Origin of the sequence: Paenibacillus sp. A3 (assembly GCF_001399685.1) — a bacterium.
GTDB lineage: Bacteria > Bacillota > Bacilli > Paenibacillales > NBRC-103111 > Paenibacillus_G.
Genome location: NZ_JTHN01000261.1, coordinates 1 through 24332, shown reverse-complemented (window position 1 = coordinate 24332; position 24332 = coordinate 1). Strand labels below are relative to the sequence as shown.

Below are 24332 nucleotides of genomic sequence, written 5' to 3'. Positions count from 1 at the left end.
ACATGGTATGGAGAAAGACCAAAATCTTTTTGGAAATGATCAAAATCGAGCATACGCTCTTCGCGCTTCCGTTTGCTTTTATGGGAGCGCTCCTCGGTTCGGTGGTAACCTTTAACCATCTCCCGTCATGGGGGCAGATCGGCTGGATTCTGCTGGCGATGATCGGGGCGCGGAGCGCAGCCATGGGGCTGAATCGGGTCATCGACAAAGTGTTCGATGCCAAAAATCCGCGGACGGCAATGCGGGCGATACCGGCCGGCTTGATTTCTTCAAAAGAAGCTATCATTTTTATTATTATTTCGTTTGTATGCTTGTTCTGGGCGGCCTATCATTTAAGTCCGCTGGCGATGAAGCTGCTGCCGGTTGCCGTATTTTTTCTGGTGTTCTACTCTTACACGAAGCGCTTCACGTGGACATGCCACTTGATTCTGGGGATGACGGTCGCGCTCGCGCCGCTGGGCGGCTGGATCGCCGTGACAGGGGAGTTTTCGCTGGCGGCGCTCGTGTTTTACGTAGCCATCGTCTTTTGGCTGGCCGGCTTCGATACCATCTACGCGACGCAGGACGTCGAATTTGACAGGGAAGAAGGGCTGCATTCGATTCCGGCCCGGTTCGGGATTCCTAAGGCGCTGCTCATCGCTCGCTGGTTTCATATCGTTACTGCGGCAGGTTTGATCAGCCTGTTTTTTTTAACGGATTTGAGCTGGGTCTACTTGATCGGGGTTCTTGTCTCCTACGCTCTGCTGATGTATGAGCATCTGATTGTAAAGCCGACGGACCTCACTAAATTGAATACGGCATTCTTTACGATGAACAGTACGCTTAGCATCTCACTGTTTGTGTTCACCCTGATCGATTTGGTGGTGTTTACCGGGTGAAAAGACCGTGGGTAGTCGGCATTACCGGGGCGAGCGGCGCGGCGTATGGCGTGAGGCTTTGCCGCTTTTTGCTTTCGGCGGGGGAAGATGTTCATCTGATCGTAACGGATGCAGGATGGCGCGTGCTAAAGGAAGAGCTCGGCTGGGACGCCTCGAAACGGCAGGAAACCGTTCGTCTGCACTTCGAGTCCGACAACTGGGCGGGGAAGCTCGAATACGTGCCTGTGCAGGATATCGGGGCGAAGACCGCCAGCGGCTCTTTCCGGACGCAGGGCATGGTAGTCGTGCCGTGCTCGATGGGCACCTTGTCCGGCATCGCGAACGGCGCCTCGGATAACCTGCTTGAGCGAACCGCGGACGTGATGCTGAAAGAAGGGCGCAAGCTGATTGTCGTGCCGCGGGAAACGCCGCTGCATGCGATTCATCTCGAGAACATGCTGAAGCTGGCAAGGCTTGGCGTACGTATCCTGCCGGCGATGCCGGCGTTTTATCAAGGTCCGCAGACATTAGACGATATGATCGATTTTGTAGTCGGGAAAATATTGGACTGCATGGAGATCGAACATCAACTGTATAAAAGATGGGGTATGCCAAATGATTAACAACCAGGCGTCCGTGCGCATCGGCCGTATCGACTTCACCAATGTGTGGCCGCTCTTCTATTACTTTCCTTTCTCTTCCTTCGGCAACGATCTGGAGGTAACTCAACAGGTGCCGTCGGGGTTGAACCGCGCCATGGCCGAAGGACGAATCGATATCGGAGCCATTTCGTCATTTGCGTACGGAGAAAATTTTGATGAGTATTTAGTATTTCCTGACATGTCGGTTAGCGCTTTCGGACAGGTCAATTCCATTCTTCTTTTTCACCGAAAACCGCTGGAGGAGCTGGGGGACGCAAAGATTGCGCTCCCGACGACTTCCGCCACCTCCATCAATTTGCTAAAAATTATTTTAACCAAGTTTTACGGGCTTCAGCCCGAGTACGAGTATGCGGCTCCGGAGCTTGAACCGATGATGAAGAGTGCAGATGCCGCGCTGTTGATTGGCGATCATGCGATTCGGGCAAGCTGGGAAAAGAACGGATATCTCGTTACCGATCTCGCGACGGAATGGACTCGCTTAACCGGACAGTGGATGACGTTTGCCGTGTGCACGATCCGGAAGCAAACCGTGGAACAGTATCCGGAACTTGTCAGCCGCATCTATGAGGCCTTTCTCGAGAGCAAGAGCAAGTCGCTTGCCGATCCGGCGGCCTTGGTTCGCGACGCGCAAAAGCAGATTGGCGGGACGGAGGCCTATTGGCAGCGTTATTTCTCCGAACTCTGCTACGAATTCGGTCCGAAGCAATGGGCCGGGCTCTCGTTATATTATCAGTATGCCGCGGAGCTTGGTTTCCTGGAGCGGAACGTTCCTCTGCAAATATGGAAAGACAATTCTGTAGTACGGGTGACGGAATGAAACTGTTGGATTTATATGCTAAATTAAAAAAAGATATCAATTTGATTGAAAAAGAGCTGGAGCGGAGCATCGATGTCGATCATCCGGTGCTACGCGAGGCTTCCCTGCACTTGCTGAAAGCAGGCGGTAAGAGGATTCGTCCGGTCTTCGTACTGCTTGGCGCCAAATTCGGGGAATATGATCTGCAGCGGGTCAAGTACGTAGCCGTGCCTTTGGAGCTGATTCACATGGCTTCGCTTGTGCACGACGACGTCATCGACGATGCGAACACGCGGCGCGGTCAATTGACGGTCCGCTCCAAATGGGACAACCGGGTTGCCATGTACGCCGGAGATTATATTTTTGCCAAAGCGCTCAGCATCGTCACCCAACTGCCGGATCCGTCCATCCATCGGATCATGTCCAATGCGTTGGTCGAGATGTCGATCGGAGAAATGGAACAAATCCGCTTCTTTTTCCACACGGGGCAGACCGTCCGCGACTACATGCTGCGCATTAAGCGCAAGACGGCGCTCCTCCTTGCGATCAGCTGCCAATTGGGAGCGATTGCGGCTGGTGCCCCCGAGTTGATAGCCAAGCGGCTGTACGATTTCGGCTATTATACCGGCATGGCGTTCCAAATCCGGGACGATCTTCTCGACTTGTGCGGAACGGAGAAAGAAATCGGCAAGCCGCCGGGCAGCGACATTAAGCAGGGAAATATTACGATTCCCGTCATCTTTGCGCTTCAGAATCCGCAGCTTCGTCCGGCTCTTCTGGAGGAAATCTCGCGTATCGAGGCTTGTGACGGGCAAACCGATATCACCGCGTTTTTGAATATGATCCGGCGCAGCGAGGGAATCTCACGCGCCGAAGCGATGGCGTCGGCATACATAGATAAAGCGATTCGTTCCCTGGAGGGCTTGCCCAATATCCAGGCGAAAAAAGATTTGATCAGCATTGCTCATTTTGTGGGGAACCGTTCTTATTAGGAGCTTGGTTTGACACCGTGAAGAACTGCATTCATCTGTATGTAAGCCGGGTAAACATCGCCACTCCACCGCTCTTGAAATTCAAGTTGTATTCAATATACCTTGCGGTAACAACTTGATTTCAAAGGCGGCCGTAAACTTTCCGTGACGATGTTTACCCTGTATAGATGATGAATGCCTAAAACTAACTCCAAAAAACCAATCTCCTAATAAACTTTATTATAGTGGTAGGAGGAGAAACACATGGAAAAAACGTTTTTGATGGTCAAGCCTGATGGGGTACAGAGAGGGCTTATTGGGGAGATCGTGTGCCGCTTCGAGCAAAAAGGGCTGCAATTGGTTGCGGCCAAGCTGGTGCAGGTCAGCCGCGAGCAAGCGGAAAGGCATTATGCGGAGCATGTGGGCAAGCCGTTTTTCGATAACTTGATCAAGTTTATTACCTCTGGGCCCGTATTTGCGATGGTTTGGCAAGGGGATCAGGTTATTGCGCTGTCCCGGACGATGATCGGCAAGACGAATTCTTTGGAAGCGCTGCCCGGTACGATCCGCGGAGACTATGCGGTCCATACGAATTTGAACTTGATTCACGGGTCCGATTCTCCGGAAAGCGCCGAACGGGAAATTGCAAACTTTTTCGGTCCGGAAGAATTGCTCGATTACAGCAAAGCGATACAAACTTGGATCTGATAAGGCGGGGATGGCGGCATGGAGGATAAAGATTTCCTGTTATTCATCAAGAAAGTCAAGGACTACACGTCCATCGACTTGTCCCAGTATAAGGAAGCACAGATGAAACGCCGTCTGACTACGCTGCGGATGAAAAAGGGGTATACGACGTTCGCTTCGTTTTTCGAAGCGATGACGAAGGACAAAGAGCTGTTTTACGAGTTTTTGGATCGGATGACGATCAACGTCTCTGAGTTTTGGCGCAATCCGAACCGTTGGGAAGTGCTGGAACAAAAGTTTTTGCCGGACATGCTCCGCAAATCGCGCAAGGTGAAGTGCTGGAGCGCCGCATGCTCGACAGGAGAAGAGCCTTATACGCTGGCAATGATCCTGGCGGAATTGAATGCGCAGGACAGCGTGGTGCTGGCGACCGATATCGATGAAGGCGCATTGGAAAAAGCGAAGAAGGCGATTTATTCGGATCGTTCGGTGCGGGACGTGCCGGCCAAATATTTACAAAAATATTACCGTCAGGAAAATTTGACTTATCATATTACGGATTCGCTTAAAAAATCGATCCGCTTTCAAAAGCAAAACCTGCTGGTCGATACGTTCGATACGGGATTCGATTTAATCGTATGCCGCAATGTGATGATCTATTTTACAGAGGAAGCCAAGCACTTATTGTATCATAAATTTGCCAATGCGTTGAAGCCTGGCGGCATCTTGTTCGTCGGCAGCACTGAGCAGATTTTCAGTCCGGCCCAGTACGGACTGGAATCCGCCGAAACGTTTTTTTACCGTAAAACGGAAGTGTAATGAATAAACGTTTCCATACGATCCCATACTATGAATAAAATGTAGACAGATCCTTTATGCCTGAAAAGCAGCAGGAGGAATCGCATGGACAAACGTAAAGTCATCAACGCTTACCGTCGGGGCTTCATCTCGGTGCAAGAATGCGCCCAAATTCTCGGGATCGATTCGCTGCAAATTATGGGGTTGGTTCATGATCCGCAGACTCAGGAACGACCCCAAGTGTTAAAAAAACAACCGGCCGGAGGCTGACATACCTTCGTCCGACACGGAAAGAAGCGCAGCCATTGGCTACATGCCTTTGGCCGGCGCTTCTTTTTGTTCTTGCATATTCTTGTCAAAGCCGCAGGCCTATACTATAATTAGCACATGACTCAGCACATAAAAGCGCTAAAGCGTTTTGAAAGAAAGAAAGCTTACGCTTTTCATGGGATAGGATGAAAGGAGACAAATCAGGTGAGATATTTAACCGCAGGGGAAACGCACGGACCACAATTGACAACTATTATTGAGGGATTTCCAAGCAACGTAACGATCGATTTCGAAGCGGTGAACGAACAGCTCGCCAGACGGCAAAAAGGCTACGGGCGGGGACGCCGCATGCAGATTGAGAAGGATACCGTGAATATTGTCGGCGGCGTGCGCCATGGCAAAACGACCGGTGCCCCGATTGCGCTTGTGGTGGAGAACAACGATTGGAAGCATTGGACTTCCATCATGAACATCGAGCCGATCGAAGGCAGTGACGAATCGAAGCGCCGGGTGAACCGCCCGCGTCCGGGTCATGCCGATTTGAACGGCGGTTTGAAATACAATCAGCGCGATTTGCGCAACATTCTTGAGCGCTCCAGCGCGCGGGAAACGACAATGCGCGTAGCTGTCGGCGGTATGGCCCGCGAGCTGCTGAAGGAATTCGGCATCAAAGTCGCCGGTCAGGTGATTCGCATCGGGGAAGTGGAAGTACAGCGGCAAGAGCTGCCTATCGACGAACTGATCCGCATCACGGAGGAATCGCCGGTGCGGGTGACGGATAAAGACGCGGAAGCGAAAATGATTGCAGCCATTGATGCGGCCAAGGACGACGGCGATACGCTTGGCGGGGTCGTCGAGTGCATCATTGAAGGCGTGCCTACGGGTCTCGGCAGCCATGTGCAGTGGGACCGCAAGCTGGACGGACGAATTGCGCAGGCAGTGCTGTCGATTCAAGCGTTCAAGGGCGTAGAATTCGGGATCGGGTTCGAAGCGGCCAAACGCAGAGGTTCGTCCGTCCACGACGAAATCATGCACGATGAGGAGCGCGGTTTTTATCGTGCGACGAACCGTGCAGGCGGATTCGAAGGCGGGATGACGACCGGCGAGCCGATCGTCGTACGCGGCGTCATGAAGCCGATCTCGACCCTCTATAAAGCGCTGCAAAGCGTAGATATCGATACGAAGGAAGCGTTCACGGCACAGGTGGAGCGCTCCGATACGTGCGCGGTACCGGCGGCCGGCGTCATCATGGAGAACGTCATTGCTTGGGAAGTGGCGAGAGCGTTTATGGATAAATTCGGCGGCGATTCGCTTGAGGAAATCCGCAGAAATTACGAGAGCTACTTGGATCAAATCAAATCTTACTAAGCGGGAGAGCCGGATTTATGGTCAGAGAGCTAACGGTAGACCTTGGTATGAGGTCCTACCCGATTTATATCGGGGAGGGCCTGCTCACAGATATCGCCGCGTACTTCGAGAAGCACGGGATTAGCAAAGCGTCGCCGCTGCTTGTCGTAACCGACGATCATGTGGCGAAGCATCATCTGGAGCCGGTTCTGGACCGGTTGGCAGAAGGCGGCTATACGGCGGTGTCCTACACCGTTGCGTCCGGCGAGAAGTCCAAATCGCTCGCGGTGCTGGAAGACGTCGTCGGTGCCTGCTTGCAGGCAGGTCTGGACCGCAAGTCGACGGTCGTCGCGCTTGGCGGTGGCGTTGTCGGCGATTTGGCCGGGTTCATGGCGGCCAGTTACATGCGCGGCATCCGGTTTGTGCAGATCCCGACGACGATCCTGGCTCACGACAGCAGCGTGGGCGGCAAGGTCGCCGTCAACCATCCGCTGGCGAAGAACATTATCGGTGCATTCCACCAGCCGGAGATGGTATTGTATGACATGTCTACACTGCTCACTTTGCCGGAACGGGACGTGCGCGCGGGATTGTCGGAAATGATCAAGCACGGGCTGATCTGGGATGCGGAATTTACCGCGTGGTGCGAAGCGAATGCGGAGAAGCTTGTCGGGCTGGACCCGGAAGCGCTCCAATACGGTCTGTACAAAGGCTGCGCCGTTAAGGCGGCGGTCGTATCGAAGGACGAGCGGGAGAACGATCTTCGCGCCATCCTGAACCTTGGGCATACGATCGGTCACGCGCTGGAGGCAGTGGCCGGCTACAACGAGCTGCAGCATGGCGAAGCGATCTCCATCGGCATGGTCGGTGCGGCGATGCTGTCGGTGCGTATGGGCAATCCGGAAGAGATTCTTACGGTAACCGAACGCATTTTCAAGAAGTTCGGACTTCCTACGCGTATTCCGGCGCACTTCGATACCGATGCGATCATGCGTGCGATGATGCATGACAAAAAATTCAGCGAAGGCCGCATGGTTTATATCATTCCGACGGCCATCGGCAAAGTCGAAATTAACAAAAACGTATCCGCGGAATGGGTCAGAGAGATCGTGGATCGGTTAAAACGGGAGGACTGACGGATGTTCGTAAGAGGAATCCGCGGAGCAACGACCGTGGAACGCAACGAAGAGAATGATATTTTAACGGCAACAACAGCGCTGCTCAACCAAATTATCGCGGAAAACGGGATCATTCCGGAGGAGATTGCCAGCGTATTCGTTACGGTAACGCCGGATTTGACGGCTACGTTCCCTGCGCGGGCCATCCGCCAGATGGCGGGCTGGGACCTGGTCCCGCTGATGTGCTCGCTCGAAATTCCGGTAGAGGGCGGATTGCCCCGTTGTATTCGTTTAATGGTGATGGTCAATACGGACAAACAGCAAAATGAAATCATCCATGTTTATCAAAGAGAAGCGATGCGGCTTCGTCCCGATTTGTCCAAATTGACAAAAGCATGATTGAGGTAGTATAGTTGATTACAACGAGTTTAAGCAGATAAGAGTGAGCAAGTAGTAACAGAGCAGAGTAGAGAGTTAGCCTAGTTCAGTTTGAGATGAGAAGAGAGAAGATTATCCGTTCGTGGAAAGAACCGTCAGGATGCGTACGGCGCACTATCGGCAGGTTTATTTTAACCTACCCTAGGGCTGCTTGACGTACTTAGGGAGTACTTTCCGTTTGGACGAATCCTTCATCCGCTGAATACTGCCTCTACGATGCGTAGAGGCTTTTTTACGTTTGCAGAGCCCAGTTATTTTTGAGTTGAGAAGAGGAGAGATGACGATGCACACACCGGAAGCAAAGGAAGTCGTTCGGCTTGCCAGCCAGTATAACCTGATCCCCGTCGTCCGCCATTTGATGGCCGATACGGAGACGCCGATCCGCGTATTTCAACATTTTTACGAAGAGAAGCGTGCCTTCTTGCTGGAAAGCGTCGAGGGCGGGATCAAATGGGCGCGATATTCTTTTATCGGAACCGACCCGTTTATGTTTATTCAGGCCAAAAACGGTGTGACTCGCATCGAAGGTCCGGAAGGAACGACGACCTCGAAGGAAAAGCCGGTGGATGTGCTTAAAGCGCATTTAAGCGCGTATACGAGCCCTTCGTTGCCGGATTTGCCCCGCTTTACGGGTGGAGCCGTCGGATTTTTCGGTTATGATCTGCTGCAGTATTACGAGAAGCTGCCGGCGCATCGGCAGGACGATCTGCAGATGAACGATTTGGACTTTATGTTTTGCGATCAAGTGATCGTGTTCGACCATTTTAAGCAGCAGCTGAAAGTCATCGCCAACGTGCATGTGCCTCCCCACGGAACGGAAGCGGACATCGTCGCCGCTTACGAAAAAACATGCGCCAAAATCGATGCGACCATCGAACGCCTGAAACGCCCGCTGCCGGCGCTGACGATGAAACACCAATCCATCCCCGATGACGTCGATTTGGGGGAAGTTCGCTCGAACGTGACAAAGGAGCAGTTTCTGGCCAACGTCGATCAAGCGAAGGAGTATATCCGGTCAGGCGATATTTTTCAAGTGGTCCTGTCCCAGCGCTTCGAGATCGAAACGGACATTTCGCCGCTGCACGTATACCGCATCCTGAGGACGATGAATCCGTCGCCTTACATGTACTGCCTCAAAATGGATGAGGAAGTCATCGTCGGCACATCCCCCGAGCTGCTTGTCCGTGTTGAAGACGAGAAGGTGGAGACCCGGCCGATCGCCGGCACCCGTCCACGCGGGCAGACGACCGAAGAAGACCTCGCGCTCGAACAAGAGTTGTTGGCGGACGAGAAAGAGCGCGCCGAGCACTTGATGCTCGTGGATCTTGGCCGCAACGACCTCGGGCGCGTCTCAGAATTCGGCACGGTGAAATGCGACACGTTCATGCAAATCGAGCGCTATTCCCATGTCATGCATATCGTTTCCAACGTTTCCGGCAAGCTGGCGAAGGACAAGGATTTCTTCGACGCTTTTATTTCGTGCCTGCCCGCCGGTACTGTCTCGGGTGCTCCGAAGCTCAGAGCGATGGAAATCATCGCCGAGCTGGAGAACGAAGCGCGCGGTCCTTACGCCGGAGCCATCGGTTACTTCGGCTTCTCGGGCAACCTCGATACATGCATTACGATCCGCACCATCGTATTCAAAAATGGCAAAGCTTATGTCCAAGCAGGCGCAGGGATCGTCTGGGATTCCGTTCCGGAGAACGAGTACCAGGAGACGATCAACAAAGCCAAGGGCATGCTGAAATCGATCCGCATGGCGGAAGCCGTTTTTGCATCGAAACCGCCGGAGTATGCATTGATCAATCACGATTATTATCAGTAATACAATCGGGATAAAGGGGAGGCACGGACAATGGAGCAAACGACTTTGACGGTTCAACAGGCGATTGGGAAAATTATCGGGCTGCAGCATTTGACGCGGTCCGAGGCGCGCGATGTGATGTCCGACATTATGGAAGGCGGGGCGACGCCTTCGCAGATCGGAGCTTTGCTTGCGGTACTCCGCATGAAAGGGGAAACGATCGAGGAAATTGCCGGGTTTGCCGAGACGATGCGGATGAAAGCAAGCCGGGTCAGCACCAGACAGACGAATCTGCTCGATACGTGCGGCACTGGCGGTGATGGCGCAGATACGTTCAACATTTCGACGACGGCGGCCATCGTAGCGGCGGCGGGCGGCATCCGTGTGGCGAAGCATGGGAACCGGGCCATGTCCAGCAAAAGCGGCAGCGCCGACGTGCTCGAGGCGCTTGGCGTCAATATTCAATTGAATCAGCAGCAGGCGGCACGCTGCCTGGAGCAGGTCGGAATCTGCTTCATGTTTGCGCAGCTGTATCATCAATCGATGCGGCACGTCGCCACTCCGCGCAGGGAGCTTGGCGTCCGCACTGTGTTTAACTTGCTGGGCCCGCTCACGAACCCGGCCGGAGCCGACCGCCAGGTGCTCGGTATCTTCGACCGCGGCAAAACGGAAACGATCGCCCATGTGATGCAGGCGCTAGGCGTAAAGCGTGCGCTCGTGGTCGCCAGTCTCGATGGACTGGACGAAATCAGCATCTCTGCCGGTACGCAGGTGACCGAGCTGAAGGACGGGAACATTCGTACTTTTGAAATCACGCCGGATGAGTTGGGGCTTCGCACTTACAGCATCAAGGATGTCATCGGAGGAGACGCCCATGTGAACGCGGGCATTATTCGCCGCATCTTTGCCGGCGAGACCGGTGCTTGCCGGGATATCGTGCTGGCCAATGCCGGAGCGTGCTTCTACGTTACCGGGATGGCCGGAACGCTGCAGGAAGGCGTAAAGCTGGCCGCCTCGGTTATCGATTCGGGCCAGGCCCAAGCGAAGCTGGAGCAATTAGTCCAATGTACGGGGGAAGAGAGCTATGTTTCTTGATCGCATTGTTGCAACCAAACGGCAGGAAGTAGCGTCGCTTAAAGAGCGGATTACCATCGCCGAAATGGAAAAAACGATCGCCGGACTGGCGCCGTGCCTCGGGTTCGAGCGCGCATTGAGCGCAGGACGGAAGCGTCCGATGGGACTGATCGCGGAGGTGAAGAAGGCCTCGCCTTCCAAGGGCTTGATCCGGGAAGATTTCGAGCCTGTCCGGTTGGCGAAGGCTTACGAGGAGGCTGGAGCGGATTGCCTGTCGGTACTGACCGACGCTCCGTATTTTCAAGGCTCCAACGATTATTTGAGCCGGGTGAGGCAGGCCGTCGGCGTGCCGCTTCTGCGTAAAGATTTTACGATCGATCCGCATCAAATCTATGAGGCGCGCTGCATCGGAGCCGACGCGATTCTACTGATCGCCGCTATCCTGACGACCGAGCAGATGCGCCAATTCCAGTCGATCGCCCATAGTATCGGTCTGGATGTGCTGATTGAAGTGCACGATCAGGAGGAACTGGCCCGCGTGCTGGAGCTGAACCCGACCATGGTCGGCATCAACAACCGCAATCTCCAAACGTTCGTGACCGATCTTCGCACGACGGAGCAGCTTGTGGACTCTATCCCGAAAGGAACAACCGTCGTCAGCGAAAGCGGCATCTCGAAACCGGAGGAGATCGAATGGCTCCGCTCGGTCGGGGCTCATGCGGTGCTCGTAGGCGAGCATTTTATGCGCCAGCCGGATGTTTCCGAAGCCGTCCATACCTTGATGGGCTCTTACTCTGAGGCGGGTGCCGGTAAGGAGTGAGCAGCGGATGACAGTGCGTGTGAGCGTGAAAATATGCGGTCTACGGACGGTTGATATGGCGGAGCAGGTCGCCGTACTCCCGGTGGATTATGTCGGCTTCGTCTTTGCGCCGAGCAAGCGGCAGGTCACGCCGCATCAGGCCGGCGAGATGATCCGCAGCATGAAGTCGGCTGCCGGGGCGAAGGCGCCTGTAGCCGTCGGCGTCTTCGTGAATCCGACGGTGGAAGAGCTGGAGGCGGTGCTGCGGGAGGCGGCGCTGGACGTCGTGCAGCTTCACGGGGAAGAGAGCGCCGAGTTTTGTCGCGCTGTGAAGCATGCTTTTCCGGAGACGCGCGTATTTAAGGTATTTGCCGTGAAGGCCGGTGAAGCGAGGGCGGGAGAGGAGTCCCAAGGCACAAGCAGGCTGGAGCCGTACCGTTATGCTGTAGACGGCATGCTGCTGGATACGCACGATCCGGTGTACGGCGGGGGTTCGGGCAAAACGTTTGCTTGGGATACGATTCCGCCTTATCTCGCCTGGTGCCGGGAAGCCGGCATTCCGCTGCTTGTGGCCGGAGGGCTGCAGCCGGATAATGTGCGGGACCTGCTCGATGCGTATGCACCCGATGGCGTAGATGTGTCCAGCGGCGTTGAAACGGAAGGCGTCAAAGATATCGAGAAAATTAAAAAATTCGTCGAGAGGGTGCAGACCATTGTATAACGGACCGGATATTCATGGCCGATTTGGCAAGTTCGGCGGGCGTTATGTGCCGGAAACGCTGATGAACGCTTTGATCGAGCTGGAAGAATCGTTTAAAAAATACGCAAAAGACGCTCGGTTTCAGGAGGAGCTGAACTACTGGCTGCACCGTTATTCGGGACGTCCGACTTCTTTATATTATGCAGGACGGTTGACCGAGCATTTGGGCGGCGCCAAAATCTACTTGAAGCGCGAAGATTTAAACCATACAGGCGCCCACAAGATCAACAACGCGCTCGGCCAAGGGCTGCTTGCGAAGTGGATGGGCAAAACGAAAATTATCGCCGAAACCGGCGCCGGCCAGCATGGCGTTGCTACTGCGACGGTCGCAGCGCTGCTCGGCTTCGAATGCAAGGTGTTCATGGGCGAGGAGGACATGAAGCGGCAGCAGCTCAACGTGTTCCGGATGAACCTGCTCGGCACGGAAGTGGTTCCGGTGCTTTCCGGCACCCGGACACTGAAGGACGCCTGCAACGAGACGCTGCGTTATTGGGTAAGCCACGTTGACGATACGTTCTATATCCTCGGTTCGGCAACAGGACCGCATCCGTATCCGATGATGGTGCGGGACTTCCAGCGCATTATCGGCGATGAATCCCGCAAGCAAATTCTGGAGCTGGAAGGGCGGCTGCCGGATGCGGTTATCGCAGCCGTAGGCGGAGGCAGCAATGCGATCGGGATGTTCTATCCGTTTGTGCAGGATGAGAACGTGCGTTTGATCGGTGTAGAGGCCGCCGGACGAGGCGTCGATACGGATAAGCATGCCGCGACGATGACGAAAGGAAGCCAAGGGGTGTTCCAGGGCTCATACAGCTACTTGTTGCAAGACGAATTCGGCCAAGTGCAGGAAGCGCACTCGATATCCGCAGGTCTTGACTATCCGGGCGTTGGGCCGGAGCATGCTCATTTGAAAGATACCGGCCGGGCGGAATACGTCCCGATTACGGATAAAGAAGCGTTGGACGCGCTGCAGTTGCTAAGCCGCAAGGAAGGGATCATCCCGGCACTGGAAAGCGCGCACGCCATCGCCGAGACGATCAAGCGGGCGCCTGGGATGAGCAAAGACGAAATTATTGTTGTCAGTCTTTCCGGACGCGGCGACAAGGACGTGGAAGCGATTATGAGTTATTTGGGAGGAACTGCCGATGAATCGCATTGACCGGAAATTTGCCGAGCTGCGTGAGCAAAAACAGCCGGCTTTCATCCCGTTTTTGACGATCGGGGACCCGGACGTGCGGACCTCGGTTGACATCATAAAAGAGCTTGAGAAAGCCGGAGCCGCCATGATCGAGCTGGGCGTTCCTTATTCGGACCCGCTGGCGGACGGCCCGGTTATTCAACGCTCGTCCATGCGCGCGCTCAAAGCGAATCGCATCTCGATTCTCGATTGCATCGGAGCGGCCCGCGAGGCGCGCAGCGAAGGCTGCGAAATCCCGTTTATTTTATTTACTTATTATAACCCTGTGCTGCAAACGGGGCTTGACCGAATTTTTAAGCTTCTGCAAGAAAATGGAATTGACGGACTTATTATTCCCGATCTGCCGATGGAGGAAGATGAAGAGGTACGGGCGCTGGCGCAGCAGCACGGCCTTCATCTCATCCCGCTTGTCGCGCCGACATCCAAAGAACGCGTGCAGCGAATCGCTTCGCGCGCCAGCGGCTTCGTTTACTGCGTATCGTCGCTCGGCGTTACGGGGACGCGGACCGAGTTCCACAGCGGCATTGACGAATTTTTGACTACCGTTAAATCGTCGACCGATCTGCCGATCGCCATCGGCTTCGGCATCTCTACGCCGGAGCAATTTGCGCGGTTCGCGGGGACGTGCGACGGGATTGTGGTGGGCAGCGCCTTGGTGCGCACGGTGGAAGAAACGCTGCCGCTCCTCACGAATGAGTCGACAAAATCGCAAGGGCTCTTGCAAATTCATAAATTTGTTCGACAACTGATTGGATAAGGGGAACAGCCTCGCTAAATTGACGAATTTAGCGAGGCTGTTTAGAATTTTTCGTTGTTCGTTCACGAGCAGAGGCCGTGGTGGGGCGTCTACCCTAGTTTTTGGGGATTTCCCTTCCGGCAATGGCATCCAGTTTTCCGGAAACACTTCCGGAACCCGTATACGCCACATCGACATCATAAGTGGCAGGTTTCAAATAGGAGAAACTTACAAGATATGCGCCTTCGAAATCTCCCACCGTTTTGTAGTTCGTACAGTTTCCGGTTGAACGGCTGCATAACCGAACCTTTAACGTTGATGCTTTGACATTTGGTTTAAGATTATACAACACTACTTCAGCCATATTGTAAGTGGAAGTGGTTTTAACGTTTCCGTCCCATTTTCCATCTCCTGTTTTGAACACATGACCATATCCTGCTTCCACTTGTGGAACCACAGCCAAACCGAAGAATATCGTCGCGACAACAACGGCAATTCCAAAGAGTTTAAACAAGTAAATCACTCCTTAAAGCAAACTATGAGTTTACAGCTAGATTATAAGTTGAACTGCAAGACAGAACAAGGAAATTCGGCCTATTATGTTAATAAATGGGTTATTAAATAGCAGCAAATATAAAGCTTAACATTTTCTTAGACTTGTGCGAAAATTAATGGGGAAATGATTCCGGTATTGGAGCTACTAATTCATGTGACGAGGTGACCTTTGTCGTGCAGCCTAAACAGAATATCGTTCATCTCCCGGTCTACCAGCCGGGAAAACCGATCGACGAAGTCAAGCGCGAGCTTGGTCTGACGGAAGTGATCAAGCTTGCTTCCAATGAAAATCCTTTCGGGTGTTCACCCAAAGCGAAAGAAGCGATTGCCGCAATGCTCGATCAAGTCAGCATCTATCCGGACGGCGGGGCCGTTGAGCTGACGAATGCCGTTGCCGGTAAGCTGGGGGTACAGCCGAATCAAATTATTTTCGGACTAGGGTCGGATGAAGTGATCTTGATGATCGCCCGCGCATTCCTGACCCCGGAAGACGAGACCATTACCGCTTATCCAACGTTTCCGCAGTATAAGCACAACGCCGAGGTCGAAGGGGCCAAGGTGATCGAGGTGCCTGTGGATGCGAACGGAAAGCATGATCTGCAAGCGATGCTGGGCAAAGTAAATTCCCGGACGAAGATTGTCTGGATCTGCAACCCGAACAACCCGACAGGGACGATGCTGAACGAAGCGGAAATTACGGCGTTCCTGGAGGCCGTGCCGAAGAACGTCATGGTCGTGCTGGACGAAGCTTATGCGGAATACAACGTGAGCGGACAATATCCGGACAGCGTCAAGCTGCTGGAGAAGCACAATAATGTCGTCGTGCTGCGCACGTTTTCCAAAATCTACGGCTTGGCGTCTTTGCGCATCGGTTACGGCGTAGGCCATCCGGATGTCGTTCGCTCGATCAATCAAGTGCGCGAGCCGTTCAATACGACGAGCTTTGCCCAAAAAGCGGCGCTGGCGGCGGTAAACGACGATGCATTTATCGAGTCCTGCCGCGAGGCGAACGCGAATGGAATCCGTAAGCTGACAGCGAAATTCGCCGAGCTGGGACTGCCATATTTCGATGCACACGGCAACTTCATTATGGTTGACGTGAAGCGGGACGGAGGCGCGGTATTCCAAGGACTGCTGCGCAAAGGAATCATCGTCCGTCACGATCCGAGCTGGGGCTACCCGACCATGATCCGGGTAACGGTAGGCAGCGAAGAGCAGAACAACAAATTCCTTGGGGCGCTGGAGCAAGTTCTGAGCGAAGTGGCCGTCTCATGACAAAGGTTTCCATATTCGGAGTCGGATTGATCGGCGGCTCGTTGGCCCTGTGCTTCAAGGGGAAGCCGGGACTGACAGTCGTCGGCCATTCCAATAACCCGAAGTCCGTAGAGAAATATTTGAAGCGCGAAGTCGTGGATCATGCGACCACTTCGATTGAGGAAGCAGCGGCGGAAGCGGATTTTATTTTTTTGTGCGTTCCGGTCGGCAACCTTGAGGAGTATTTGCACAAATTGTCCGCGCTCCCGCTGAAACCGGGCTGCGTCATCACCGATGTAGGCAGCACGAAAGCGAGCGTAACGGCCTGCGCTTCGCGCCTTCAGCTGCCTGGCGCCCATTTTATCGGAGGGCATCCGATGGCGGGCAAGGAAAAGTCGGGCGTGGAGGCGGCGAGCTCCCGATTATTCGAGAACGCCTTTTACGTGCTGACGCCGGGTGCCGGAACGCCGAAGGATGCCTACGACCGGCTTGCGGAGCTGCTTCAGCATACCCGTGCGCAGCTGGTGAAGGTAGACCCGGTGCTGCATGACGAGATTGTTGGGGCAATCAGCCATCTGCCGCATATTATTGCCGTGGCGCTCGTGAACCAAATCGCTCGCTATAACGAATCGAACGAGCTGTACCAGAATTTGGCGGCCGGCGGTTTCCGCGACATCACGCGCATCGCTTCCAGCGATCCGGTCATCTGGCGGGACATTCTGATCAACAACCGTGAGGTGATCCTGAAGCTGCTTCGGGACTGGAATGATGAAATTGCCGGGTTCATCAGACGGTTGGAGGCGGAGGACGGTCCTGGCATCGAACGCGAGTTTCAGAAGGCCAACCAGTTCCGCAGCGGGTTGCCGGAGCGGCGCAAGGGCGTCATTCATTCGTTCTACGATATTTATGTGGACGTGCCCGACCATCCGGGAATCATCGCGCAGATTACAACGCTGCTCGGCAGCCACCGGATCAACCTCAGCAACATTCAAATCATCGAAAGCCGGGAAGATGTCCCCGGTGTTTTGCGCTTGTCGTTCCGGGAGGAAGGACAAATGGACAAAGCGCTGGAATTGCTTAAAAAAGACTACGCGGTTCACGTGTAGTCTTTTTTTCTAAAAAAATCGAAACCGTTTTCAAAAAAACCATTGACATTTTGTAAACGTATACATATAATAAAAGTACAGTATGGTTTCTCTCCACTCCTATCCGAATAATGGCACACTGTGCAACCGCCTGAATTTCAGGCGGTCTTTTTTTTGCCGGTGTGCATATACAGAAAATGGGTCAATAAAGAAGTAAAAGTGCACACCTGTTTTTGGAAAAAGTTATGAATCTTGTCGGAAAAGCAGGATTTTTGGCTAGTTACCTCGAATCTTATATGATCGTCCCCAATTCTAAAAAAAAATTTAAAATCGACCGCAACTTTTTTACTCCCCAACAGTACAACAAAGTAGCATCGCTGGGAGTAAGCAGGAATCACAAGGAGGGTCGCACTCGCATGACCGATTCCCAGTTGATCAGAGAAATCAAGGACGGCAACGTCCAACTATACGACGAATTAATGCGCCGCTACGAACGTAAAATATTGGCATTCATCTTTCATATGCTGAAAAGCGCACAAATGGAATCGCTGGCGGAGGACTTGTGCAACGAGACCTTTTACAAGGCTTACCGCAGCCTGCATTCGTTCCGCGAGGTAGAGGCGACCTTCTCCACTTGGCTCTACACCATTGCGCGCAATACGGTTCTTAGCGAGCTGCGTAAACATAAGAACACCCAGGTTTCATTGGAGCAAAGCGGATACACGCCTCAAACCGCAGTGGAAACATTGCCGGAACAAACGGTGCTTCGCAATGAAAAGGTGACTATGGTTCGCGATGCGATCAATAATTTGCCTGAGAAGCAGCGTTCCGCGCTTATATTGCGAGAGTATGACCAGCTTGACTATCAAGAGATAGCGAATATCCTCGGACAAACAGTGAGTTCGGTCAAGTCTTTGTTGTTCAGAGCAAGGGCCAGTGTTAAGCTTCAACTGGAGCCATACTTTCTTGAACCGATCTTTGAGGAGTATGAGGAGATGAATCGACGATGAAATGCGATGACGTTTATGATTTTTTCGGCGTATACTGGGACCTGCCGGAAGACGATCCGAATCGGCTTGCGGTGGATGAGCATATCCAAAATTGCCCGGCATGCGCTGAAGAATTTCAAATATGGCAGGAGAGCACGGAATTAATCCGCACAGCCGGGGTGGAAACGACGTTCGATAGCGGCGAGGTTTCCGTATCTTCCAGCGTAATGAAGCGAATCTATGCGGATGAGTCGTGGCGCACTCCCGTCGGCGACCGTCTGTATCAGTTTTCTTACAAGCTGCGGCGGAACCTGACTGCGGTGATCGCTTGCTGTATCGCTTTGTTTATGGTTACCTTTTACTTTTCGTTTATGAACGACGGTCGGTACGAAGCCGGCTCTCCGCACGAATCCGCGGTTTTAGGGCGGATGAACGATCCCGTCGTTGCCGTTGCTGGGCAATCGGATTCGATGAACGTGCATGCGATGCCTACGGCCGTAGCAAGCTTGCGCGGGTTCAGCGATCCGTTCATGTACCAGGTCGGACCGATTCGTACGGTCAACGATTATATGCTTTTCGTTTCGTTATTCGGATTGACCGGCACGCTCCTGGTCATGAATTGGTTTTCGCGCACACGTCAATAACGAGAAGGCCCCGTTTCCGGGGCTTTTGTCTTTTGCATCAGACAGAAAAGGAGAGTCTGCGAACGAATGTTAACGCTTGGGTTTATACGTCACGGGACAACGGAATGGAATTTGGCGGGACGCATGCAGGGGCAGATGGACACGCCCTTGGCAGAAGTAGGCCGGGCACAGGCCGAGTTGCTGGCAAAGCGGCTTGCGGGAGAGGCATGGGACGGCATTATTGCCAGCGATCTGCTTCGGGCTAAAGAAACGGCTCTTACGATATCCGGCCTTACCGGAGCTCCGCTTCTTGGATTGGATGCCAGGCTGAGGGAGCGGGCGTTCGGCGAGTTGGAAGGGACCACGTTGCAGGAACGCATTGATCGCTGGGGCGAGCAGTGGAGAGACTTGAATCTAGGCGTGGAGAGCGATGAGAAGCTACTGGCGCGCTGGGCGTCCTTTCTCGTCGATGTAGACCGCGAGCATCAGGGCAAACGGATCTTGCTCGTCAGCCATGGCGGATACATCGCACCGGTGCTGGCGCAATTTATCGGAAGAAAGCTTGAAGAGCATCTGAGCAATACGTCGCTTACGGTCATGGAGCGGACGCCGGAAGGCTGGCAGTGCCGTCTGCTGAATTGTACCATCCATCTCGAGGAGCTTGGACAAGGAGCTTGAGAGAGGTATCATACTGAGCCGAAATGAAGCGGCTTTGCATGCATTTCTATTTTTTGGAAACGTGTGCAAAGCCGCTTTTTTATATGGACGGAAATAAACTTTTAACCCCGCGTTTAAATCTAGAACATTTTCCCATACTGGGTACTAAGAAAGTTTTGGAGGGAAGTTCTGGAGGGACGAACGGATGAATTTAGCCGACATGTTAAGCTATGCCGACATTCACCAGTTGAGCCGCATCGCAGGTACGTACAACTGCGAGTGCAACGGGCATTCGAAGAACGAGCTGATTCAATCGATTTTGTCAACCGTAGGACGAAGGGACATTTTCGACCGTCAGATCGGAGCGTTGTCCACCCAGGATATCCGGTTTCTTAACTCACTGCTGTTCGATCAGCGGGGATCGTTTAGTCTGGAAGAGCTGGTCGCCCGGGTGCAGCAAAGCCGGTTCGAAAAAGAAGAAACGGATGCGGCTTGGAATCCGCGCGATACGATTACCCGCTTCAAGCAGCTAGGCTGGCTGTTTAACGGCCATTCGCAGCAGACGAAATATTTGTTTCAAGTGCCTGCGGATCTGAAGCGCCGGTTTGTAACCTCCCTGACCAAACGATTCGAGCAGCAGATGGATGCTGCCGAAGAGCCCCCTGTCTACCGGGACGAGCAAAAGCTGATTCTGGACGACATCGCCAACTTTCTGCTCTTTCTCCGCGATCAGGAAGTGATGCTTACGAGCGATAACGCGATGTACAAAAGGAGTCTTCAGCAGGTGCTGGATCGGCTGGCCGTGCGGGAGGAACCGGTAGGGAAGACGGCCTGGCGTTTCGGCTACGGACGGATGTTCCGCGAATATCCGAACCGCTTCTCCTTCATCTACGACTATTGCTACTATAACGATCTTGTCACAGAGCATCATCAGGTGCTTGCGCTGACGGAGCAAGGGCTGACTAGGGTCAATGAAGGGGGGAAGGAAGACCCGGTTCAGGTGTATCGTTTCTGGTTAAGGCTTTATAAGGGCCCCATTCCTCACCTGCAATCGATCGCTCAATGGTTGAACCGTCTGTGCAAAGGCTGGGTGACGTTCGATTCCGTGAAGCGGGCGCTCGTACCGCTGATCCGTCCCTTTTATTACGATACGCCCGATTCCATCCTGGAGCAGCGTGTCGTACAAATGATGATGCATCTGGGACTGCTCAGGATCGGAGAAGAGGAACGGGGCGGCCGTGTCATTCAGGTGACGAAGCTCGGCAGCAGTATTATTGAGGGAACCTATGTGCCGGATGAAGAGAAGATCGTGCTGCCATTTGACAACCGGTAATCCCCTTGCTACAATCACTCCATTTAACCCGCCTGATCCGTTCATTCAAGAGCGGATGCTCAGGCTCCAAAGGAGTGGCGAAAATTATGCTTCACAGTTATAACGGCATTACCCCTACGGTTCATCCTACCGCTTTTCTCGCACCGGGCGCGCAGATCATTGGCGACGTGGAAATCGGCGAGGGCGCGACGATCTGGTACAATACGGTGCTGCGCGGAGACTTGGCCCCGATCCGAATCGGAAAAAGAAGCAACATTCAAGACGGGTGCATCGGTCATGTTAATACGGACCAGCCGCTCATCATCGAAGACGAGGTTTCCGTCGGACATGGCGCGATTATTCACGGGTGCCGCGTAGGCAAAGGCACATTAATCGGCATGGGGGCGATTGTACTTAACGGCGCCGTGATCGGTGAATATGCTTTAATAGGAGCGGGTTCTCTCGTGACCGAAAACAAAACGATTCCCCCGTTTACCCTGTCGCTCGGATCCCCGGCTAAAGTGGTGCGCGAGCTGAAGGAGCCGGACCTTGCACGAATGAAACGGACAATGGAAAGCTACTGCTTAAAGGGCGAGGAATATCGGAAGGAATGGATGTAAGGGAATGCTGGATGAATCGAAATAATCATGACCCGGTTTGGAGGTAGGTTCTCATGGGCAAAATGAATGTGACGAACGAAATGATGCTGAGTTTGTTTGCTGAAATGTTGCTTGATGAAGCACTGCGTAACTACAAAGAGCAGGTTCTATATAAAGAGATCGATCAAGCTCTGGCCAAGGGAGACGAACAATCCTTCATTGCCCTAACGACCGAACTCAATGCGCTGCGCTCTCTGGGGAAATGACGATTTCAAGGCAGTCCGGAACACAAACGTGTCATTTTTGCGAAAAGACATATGAAGCTCGTTCATATGTCTTTTTTCTATGTTAAAGTAAAGATCAGGAAAGAAGGTGATACCTATGAAATTCAGCGAAATTCAAGAAACGCAGTGGGAGGAGCTTCGTCCTTACCTGGACACGTGCCTGCTGCCGATAACCGGACTCCGGGGAACTGAAGCGCCTTGGCAGGCGGCAAGCGAGCTCGAACGGCTGCGCGACGCTCTCGATTTATTGGAGATTCCGTTTAAAGGCCGGACCGTTACCTACCCGGCCATTCACTTCGTTCCGTCGGGCTCGGGAGAAACGTTCCTTGGAGAAACCTGTGTCAGGCTTAAAGAAGCCGGCTTCCGGTATGTGGTGATCGTGACGGCCAAATCGGAGGAAGAGCTTGTTTTAAACCCGGAAGAGCTGGAAGGAAAAGTGGATCTTTTGCTTCGATTTACACCGGACGAGCTGCGCCAATCCGCCTCGGACGCGAAGAGACGGGCTGCCGAAGAGCTAACGGCTTTATGGAGCGGAAGGCAAACGTTGTGAAGCATGTATGATCTGTGGCAACTATGCAAATTCTATGCAAGAGCCCTCGTTTTCAGGGTGTTCCGGCAGTTGTGACAATTTCGTTAACAGTGTTATCAGCGGCCAGAATTACACGCCGGAATGGCCTGTCTGCATTCTTGACGCACCCAGAGACGTAAGCTATTATTAGTTATGTCCTAGTATATGGTGTAAAGTTATGTCGAACGACTGATATATGTTGCAAAAAGGGGGTAGAACGAAAATGAACGATCACTCGAATCAAGAGTCGCAGCATCACGGTGAGAAGCCGGTGGCGCGTCGTGAAATGTCCAGACGCCAGTTTCTTAACTACACCCTTGGCGGAGCTGGAGCTTTCATGGGCGCCGGGATGCTGGTTCCGATGATTCGGTTTGCGGTGGATCCGGTTCTTCAGCCTAAAGCTCAGGCTCAATGGGTTAAGGTTGTAGAAGAATCGAAGGTAACGAACGAGCCGAAATCCTTTAAATTTAAAGTACATCAAGTGGACGGCTGGTACGAAAGCGAACCGGAGCTTGAGGCGTGGATTTCCAAAGGGCAGGACGGCAAAGTCTTCGCGCTCAATCCGACGTGTAAGCACCTAGGCTGTACGGTCAACTGGAACGGCAGCCCGGAATTTAAGGATCAGTATTACTGTCCTTGCCACGGCGCCCACTATACGGCGGACGGCAAAAATTTGGCCGTAGCACCGCTGCCGCTCGACGAATACGAAGTGAAGATCGAACAGGGCTTTGTGTACCTGGGTCAGCTCGGTCCGAACAAACGGGTGTAATAAGGAGGCGTAACATCAGATGTTTAAAAGTGTCTATAACTGGATTGATGAACGTCTGGATATCACGCCGATGTGGAGGGACGTAGCGGACCATGAGGTACCGGAGCACGTAAACCCGGCGCACCACTTCTCCGCATTCGTCTATTGCTTTGGCGGGTTGACATTCTTTATCACAGTTATACAAATCCTGTCCGGTATGTTCCTTACTATGTATTATGTGCCGGATATTATCAATGCCTATGCGAGCGTCGATTACCTGCAGCATAAAGTGGCTTTCGGCGTTATTGTCCGCGGCATGCACCACTGGGGAGCCAGCTTAGTTATCGTGATGATGTTCTTACATACGCTCCGCGTTTTCTTTACGGGTTCATACAAGGCGCCCCGCGAGATGAACTGGGTTGTAGGTATGCTCATCTTCTTCGTCATGTTGGGACTCGGTTTGACGGGTTACCTGTTGCCTTGGGATAACAAAGCCTATTTCGCAACAAGCGTTACGCTCAAGATCGTCGAATCGGCGCCGTTCATCGGTCCGTATGCCAAGACGCTTCTGCAGGGCGGCGAGATCGTAGGCGCTCAGACGCTGACCAGATTCTTTGCTCTGCACGTGTTCTTCCTGCCGGGAGCTTTGCTTGCCCTGCTCGCCGGACACTTCTTCATGATCCGCAAGCAAGGGATTTCCGGTCCGCTGTAAGAACCGGTGAGGCCTGCTGAGCCGGTATTCATGAGAAAATGAGAAGGAGGGCGAATCGTGGCTCACGGTCATAAAACTGACGAAAAAATCGTTTACGTCGGGGATTCGCGCGTACGTGCCAAGTCGTCACGGATGATTCCCCAAGATTATTCCGCTTATCCCGGAAAATCGGAAGTATTTATTCCGAACTTTCTATTAAAAGAATGGATGGTTGGCGTTGTCGTTCTGGTCGGGATTCTGACCTTGGTTATGTCCGAAGCGGCTCCGCTCGGTTATCCCGCTGACCCGACGAACACGCAATTCATCCCGATGCCGGACTGGTACTTCTTGTTTATGTACCAGCTGCTGAAATACCCGTACACTTCGAACCAATTTGTGGTGCTAGGTACGGTCGGCGTTCCAGGTATCCTCTTCGGCGGGCTGTTGCTGGCGCCGTTCTTGGATACGGGGAAAGAAAGACGCTTTTATAAGCGTCCGATCGCTTCTTCTCTGATGTTCTTGAGCTTGATTGCCGTCACTTATCTGACGTATACATCCTGGCATCACTATCAATTGGAACTGAAAGAGAAAAACGTGATTCCCGAGCATATCAAGCGGGAAGAGGAAATGCATGCCAATAAAGGGAAAGCCG

28 protein-coding genes and 1 pseudogene are annotated in these 24332 nt (G+C 53.2%); 28 read left to right on the top strand and 1 reads right to left on the bottom strand.

Annotation, left to right across the window (positions count from 1 at the left end):
* Window positions 1-2: 2 nt before the first annotated feature.
* The 16 genes from QJ48_RS31985 (at window position 3) to trpA (ending at window position 14336) form a co-directional block, all read left to right on the top strand.
* The gene (locus QJ48_RS31985) at window positions 3-878 is read left to right on the top strand and encodes a UbiA-like polyprenyltransferase (RefSeq protein WP_054977376.1); all 876 of its coding nucleotides are present in this window, start codon (window positions 3-5) and stop codon (window positions 876-878) included.
* Window positions 875-1480, top strand: coding sequence for a UbiX family flavin prenyltransferase (locus QJ48_RS31980; protein WP_054977375.1), 606 nt, complete (start codon window positions 875-877; stop codon window positions 1478-1480). The genes QJ48_RS31985 and QJ48_RS31980 overlap by 4 nt, the downstream gene beginning before the upstream one ends.
* Window positions 1473-2336: a menaquinone biosynthetic enzyme MqnA/MqnD family protein gene (locus tag QJ48_RS31975; RefSeq protein WP_054977374.1), complete on the top strand. Its 864-nt coding sequence runs from the start codon at window positions 1473-1475 to the stop codon at window positions 2334-2336. The genes QJ48_RS31980 and QJ48_RS31975 overlap by 8 nt, the downstream gene beginning before the upstream one ends.
* Complete coding sequence (locus QJ48_RS31970) at window positions 2333-3307, top strand: polyprenyl synthetase family protein (RefSeq protein ID WP_054977373.1); 975 nt, start codon at window positions 2333-2335, stop codon at window positions 3305-3307. The genes QJ48_RS31975 and QJ48_RS31970 overlap by 4 nt, the downstream gene beginning before the upstream one ends.
* A 243-nt stretch (window positions 3308-3550) precedes the next feature.
* Window positions 3551-3994, top strand: coding sequence for a nucleoside-diphosphate kinase (ndk, locus tag QJ48_RS31965; protein WP_054977372.1), 444 nt, complete (start codon window positions 3551-3553; stop codon window positions 3992-3994).
* An 18-nt stretch (window positions 3995-4012) separates the two neighbouring features.
* Window positions 4013-4792, top strand: a complete 780-nt coding sequence (locus QJ48_RS31960; RefSeq protein WP_054977371.1) for a protein-glutamate O-methyltransferase CheR — start codon at window positions 4013-4015, stop codon at window positions 4790-4792.
* Window positions 4793-4876: 84 nt separating this feature from the next.
* Complete coding sequence (locus QJ48_RS38225; protein ID WP_167336427.1) at window positions 4877-5041, top strand: hypothetical protein; 165 nt, start codon at window positions 4877-4879, stop codon at window positions 5039-5041.
* A 204-nt stretch (window positions 5042-5245) separates the two neighbouring features.
* Window positions 5246-6409 carry a chorismate synthase gene (gene aroC / locus QJ48_RS31955; protein WP_054977370.1) on the top strand — a complete coding sequence of 388 codons (1164 nt, stop codon included), beginning with the start codon at window positions 5246-5248 and terminating at the stop codon, window positions 6407-6409.
* Window positions 6410-6426: 17 nt separating this feature from the next.
* Window positions 6427-7524, top strand: a complete 1098-nt coding sequence (aroB, locus tag QJ48_RS31950; protein WP_054977369.1) for a 3-dehydroquinate synthase — start codon at window positions 6427-6429, stop codon at window positions 7522-7524.
* A gap of 3 nt (window positions 7525-7527) precedes the next feature.
* Window positions 7528-7905, top strand: coding sequence for a chorismate mutase (aroH, locus tag QJ48_RS31945; RefSeq protein ID WP_054977368.1), 378 nt, complete (start codon window positions 7528-7530; stop codon window positions 7903-7905).
* Between the two features lie 322 nt (window positions 7906-8227).
* Window positions 8228-9769, top strand: a complete 1542-nt coding sequence (gene trpE / locus QJ48_RS31940) for an anthranilate synthase component I (RefSeq protein WP_054977367.1) — start codon at window positions 8228-8230, stop codon at window positions 9767-9769.
* Window positions 9770-9799: 30 nt separating this feature from the next.
* Window positions 9800-10843: an anthranilate phosphoribosyltransferase gene (trpD, locus tag QJ48_RS31935; RefSeq protein WP_054977366.1), complete on the top strand. Its 1044-nt coding sequence runs from the start codon at window positions 9800-9802 to the stop codon at window positions 10841-10843.
* Window positions 10833-11642, top strand: a complete 810-nt coding sequence (gene trpC, locus QJ48_RS31930) for an indole-3-glycerol phosphate synthase TrpC (protein WP_054977365.1) — start codon at window positions 10833-10835, stop codon at window positions 11640-11642. Before trpD ends, trpC begins: the two co-directional genes overlap by 11 nt.
* Before the next feature lie 7 nt (window positions 11643-11649).
* Complete coding sequence (locus tag QJ48_RS31925; RefSeq protein WP_054977364.1) at window positions 11650-12342, top strand: phosphoribosylanthranilate isomerase; 693 nt, start codon at window positions 11650-11652, stop codon at window positions 12340-12342.
* Window positions 12335-13540, top strand: coding sequence for a tryptophan synthase subunit beta (gene trpB, locus QJ48_RS31920; protein ID WP_054977363.1), 1206 nt, complete (start codon window positions 12335-12337; stop codon window positions 13538-13540). Before QJ48_RS31925 ends, trpB begins: the two co-directional genes overlap by 8 nt.
* Window positions 13527-14336, top strand: a complete 810-nt coding sequence (trpA, locus tag QJ48_RS31915) for a tryptophan synthase subunit alpha (protein WP_054977362.1) — start codon at window positions 13527-13529, stop codon at window positions 14334-14336. Before trpB ends, trpA begins: the two co-directional genes overlap by 14 nt.
* Window positions 14337-14430: 94 nt before the next feature.
* Here trpA and QJ48_RS31910 read toward each other — a convergent pair whose 3' ends face one another.
* Window positions 14431-14829, bottom strand: coding sequence for a hypothetical protein (locus tag QJ48_RS31910; RefSeq protein WP_054977361.1), 399 nt, complete (start codon window positions 14827-14829; stop codon window positions 14431-14433).
* A gap of 215 nt (window positions 14830-15044) precedes the next feature.
* On the opposite strand from QJ48_RS31910, the gene hisC reads away from it, so the two are divergent.
* The 12 genes and pseudogenes from hisC to QJ48_RS31850 form a co-directional block, all read left to right on the top strand.
* Complete coding sequence (gene hisC / locus QJ48_RS31905) at window positions 15045-16145, top strand: histidinol-phosphate transaminase (protein ID WP_054977360.1); 1101 nt, start codon at window positions 15045-15047, stop codon at window positions 16143-16145.
* The gene (locus tag QJ48_RS31900) at window positions 16142-17230 is read left to right on the top strand and encodes a prephenate dehydrogenase (protein WP_054977359.1); all 1089 of its coding nucleotides are present in this window, start codon (window positions 16142-16144) and stop codon (window positions 17228-17230) included. The genes hisC and QJ48_RS31900 overlap by 4 nt, the downstream gene beginning before the upstream one ends.
* A 395-nt stretch (window positions 17231-17625) precedes the next feature.
* Window positions 17626-18219: an RNA polymerase sigma factor gene (locus QJ48_RS31895; RefSeq protein ID WP_025846334.1), complete on the top strand. Its 594-nt coding sequence runs from the start codon at window positions 17626-17628 to the stop codon at window positions 18217-18219.
* Window positions 18216-18842 carry an anti-sigma factor gene (locus QJ48_RS31890; RefSeq protein WP_054977358.1) on the top strand — a complete coding sequence of 209 codons (627 nt, stop codon included), beginning with the start codon at window positions 18216-18218 and terminating at the stop codon, window positions 18840-18842. The genes QJ48_RS31895 and QJ48_RS31890 overlap by 4 nt, the downstream gene beginning before the upstream one ends.
* A gap of 66 nt (window positions 18843-18908) precedes the next feature.
* Window positions 18909-19499 (top strand): histidine phosphatase family protein, encoded by a 591-nt coding sequence (locus QJ48_RS31885; protein WP_054977357.1) that lies wholly within the window; start codon window positions 18909-18911, stop codon window positions 19497-19499.
* A 184-nt stretch (window positions 19500-19683) separates the two neighbouring features.
* Window positions 19684-20811, top strand: coding sequence for a hypothetical protein (locus QJ48_RS31880; RefSeq protein WP_054977356.1), 1128 nt, complete (start codon window positions 19684-19686; stop codon window positions 20809-20811).
* 86 nt (window positions 20812-20897) lie between these two features.
* Window positions 20898-21410: a gamma carbonic anhydrase family protein gene (locus QJ48_RS31875; protein WP_054977355.1), complete on the top strand. Its 513-nt coding sequence runs from the start codon at window positions 20898-20900 to the stop codon at window positions 21408-21410.
* A 53-nt stretch (window positions 21411-21463) separates the two neighbouring features.
* Window positions 21464-21655, top strand: a complete 192-nt coding sequence (locus QJ48_RS31870; protein WP_025846329.1) for an IDEAL domain-containing protein — start codon at window positions 21464-21466, stop codon at window positions 21653-21655.
* A gap of 115 nt (window positions 21656-21770) precedes the next feature.
* Complete coding sequence (locus tag QJ48_RS31865) at window positions 21771-22223, top strand: DUF2487 family protein (RefSeq protein ID WP_054977354.1); 453 nt, start codon at window positions 21771-21773, stop codon at window positions 22221-22223.
* A gap of 241 nt (window positions 22224-22464) precedes the next feature.
* On the top strand, window positions 22465-23010 hold the full coding sequence (locus QJ48_RS31860) for a ubiquinol-cytochrome c reductase iron-sulfur subunit (RefSeq protein WP_054977353.1): 546 nt from the start codon (window positions 22465-22467) through the stop codon (window positions 23008-23010).
* 19 nt (window positions 23011-23029) lie between these two features.
* A complete protein-coding gene (gene qcrB, locus QJ48_RS31855; protein ID WP_054977352.1) occupies window positions 23030-23701 on the top strand; it encodes a menaquinol-cytochrome c reductase cytochrome b subunit in 672 nt (223 codons plus the stop codon).
* 57 nt (window positions 23702-23758) lie between these two features.
* Window positions 23759-24332, top strand: a pseudogene (locus QJ48_RS31850) (menaquinol-cytochrome C reductase); the annotation flags it as partial.

What these genes read in the sequence shown, in the direction of transcription:
- QJ48_RS31880 (WP_054977356.1), top strand. Translation starts at nt 19,684, where the DNA reads ATGAATTTAGCCGACATGTTAAGCTATGCCGACATTCACCAGTTGAGC.
- QJ48_RS31900 (WP_054977359.1), top strand. Translation starts at nt 16,142, where the DNA reads ATGACAAAGGTTTCCATATTCGGAGTCGGATTGATCGGCGGCTCGTTG.
- QJ48_RS31895 (WP_025846334.1), top strand. Translation starts at nt 17,626, where the DNA reads ATGACCGATTCCCAGTTGATCAGAGAAATCAAGGACGGCAACGTCCAA.
- qcrB (WP_054977352.1), top strand. Translation starts at nt 23,030, where the DNA reads ATGTTTAAAAGTGTCTATAACTGGATTGATGAACGTCTGGATATCACG.
- QJ48_RS31985 (WP_054977376.1), top strand. Translation starts at nt 3, where the DNA reads ATGGTATGGAGAAAGACCAAAATCTTTTTGGAAATGATCAAAATCGAG.
- QJ48_RS31860 (WP_054977353.1), top strand. Translation starts at nt 22,465, where the DNA reads ATGAACGATCACTCGAATCAAGAGTCGCAGCATCACGGTGAGAAGCCG.
- trpA (WP_054977362.1), top strand. Translation starts at nt 13,527, where the DNA reads ATGAATCGCATTGACCGGAAATTTGCCGAGCTGCGTGAGCAAAAACAG.
- QJ48_RS31975 (WP_054977374.1), top strand. Translation starts at nt 1,473, where the DNA reads ATGATTAACAACCAGGCGTCCGTGCGCATCGGCCGTATCGACTTCACC.
- QJ48_RS31870 (WP_025846329.1), top strand. Translation starts at nt 21,464, where the DNA reads ATGGGCAAAATGAATGTGACGAACGAAATGATGCTGAGTTTGTTTGCT.
- QJ48_RS31865 (WP_054977354.1), top strand. Translation starts at nt 21,771, where the DNA reads ATGAAATTCAGCGAAATTCAAGAAACGCAGTGGGAGGAGCTTCGTCCT.
- trpC (WP_054977365.1), top strand. Translation starts at nt 10,833, where the DNA reads ATGTTTCTTGATCGCATTGTTGCAACCAAACGGCAGGAAGTAGCGTCG.
- QJ48_RS31960 (WP_054977371.1), top strand. Translation starts at nt 4,013, where the DNA reads ATGGAGGATAAAGATTTCCTGTTATTCATCAAGAAAGTCAAGGACTAC.
- QJ48_RS31970 (WP_054977373.1), top strand. Translation starts at nt 2,333, where the DNA reads ATGAAACTGTTGGATTTATATGCTAAATTAAAAAAAGATATCAATTTG.
- aroH (WP_054977368.1), top strand. Translation starts at nt 7,528, where the DNA reads ATGTTCGTAAGAGGAATCCGCGGAGCAACGACCGTGGAACGCAACGAA.
- trpD (WP_054977366.1), top strand. Translation starts at nt 9,800, where the DNA reads ATGGAGCAAACGACTTTGACGGTTCAACAGGCGATTGGGAAAATTATC.
- QJ48_RS31885 (WP_054977357.1), top strand. Translation starts at nt 18,909, where the DNA reads ATGTTAACGCTTGGGTTTATACGTCACGGGACAACGGAATGGAATTTG.
- QJ48_RS31925 (WP_054977364.1), top strand. Translation starts at nt 11,650, where the DNA reads ATGACAGTGCGTGTGAGCGTGAAAATATGCGGTCTACGGACGGTTGAT.
- QJ48_RS38225 (WP_167336427.1), top strand. Translation starts at nt 4,877, where the DNA reads ATGGACAAACGTAAAGTCATCAACGCTTACCGTCGGGGCTTCATCTCG.
- trpE (WP_054977367.1), top strand. Translation starts at nt 8,228, where the DNA reads ATGCACACACCGGAAGCAAAGGAAGTCGTTCGGCTTGCCAGCCAGTAT.
- QJ48_RS31875 (WP_054977355.1), top strand. Translation starts at nt 20,898, where the DNA reads ATGCTTCACAGTTATAACGGCATTACCCCTACGGTTCATCCTACCGCT.
- ndk (WP_054977372.1), top strand. Translation starts at nt 3,551, where the DNA reads ATGGAAAAAACGTTTTTGATGGTCAAGCCTGATGGGGTACAGAGAGGG.
- QJ48_RS31890 (WP_054977358.1), top strand. Translation starts at nt 18,216, where the DNA reads ATGAAATGCGATGACGTTTATGATTTTTTCGGCGTATACTGGGACCTG.
- aroB (WP_054977369.1), top strand. Translation starts at nt 6,427, where the DNA reads ATGGTCAGAGAGCTAACGGTAGACCTTGGTATGAGGTCCTACCCGATT.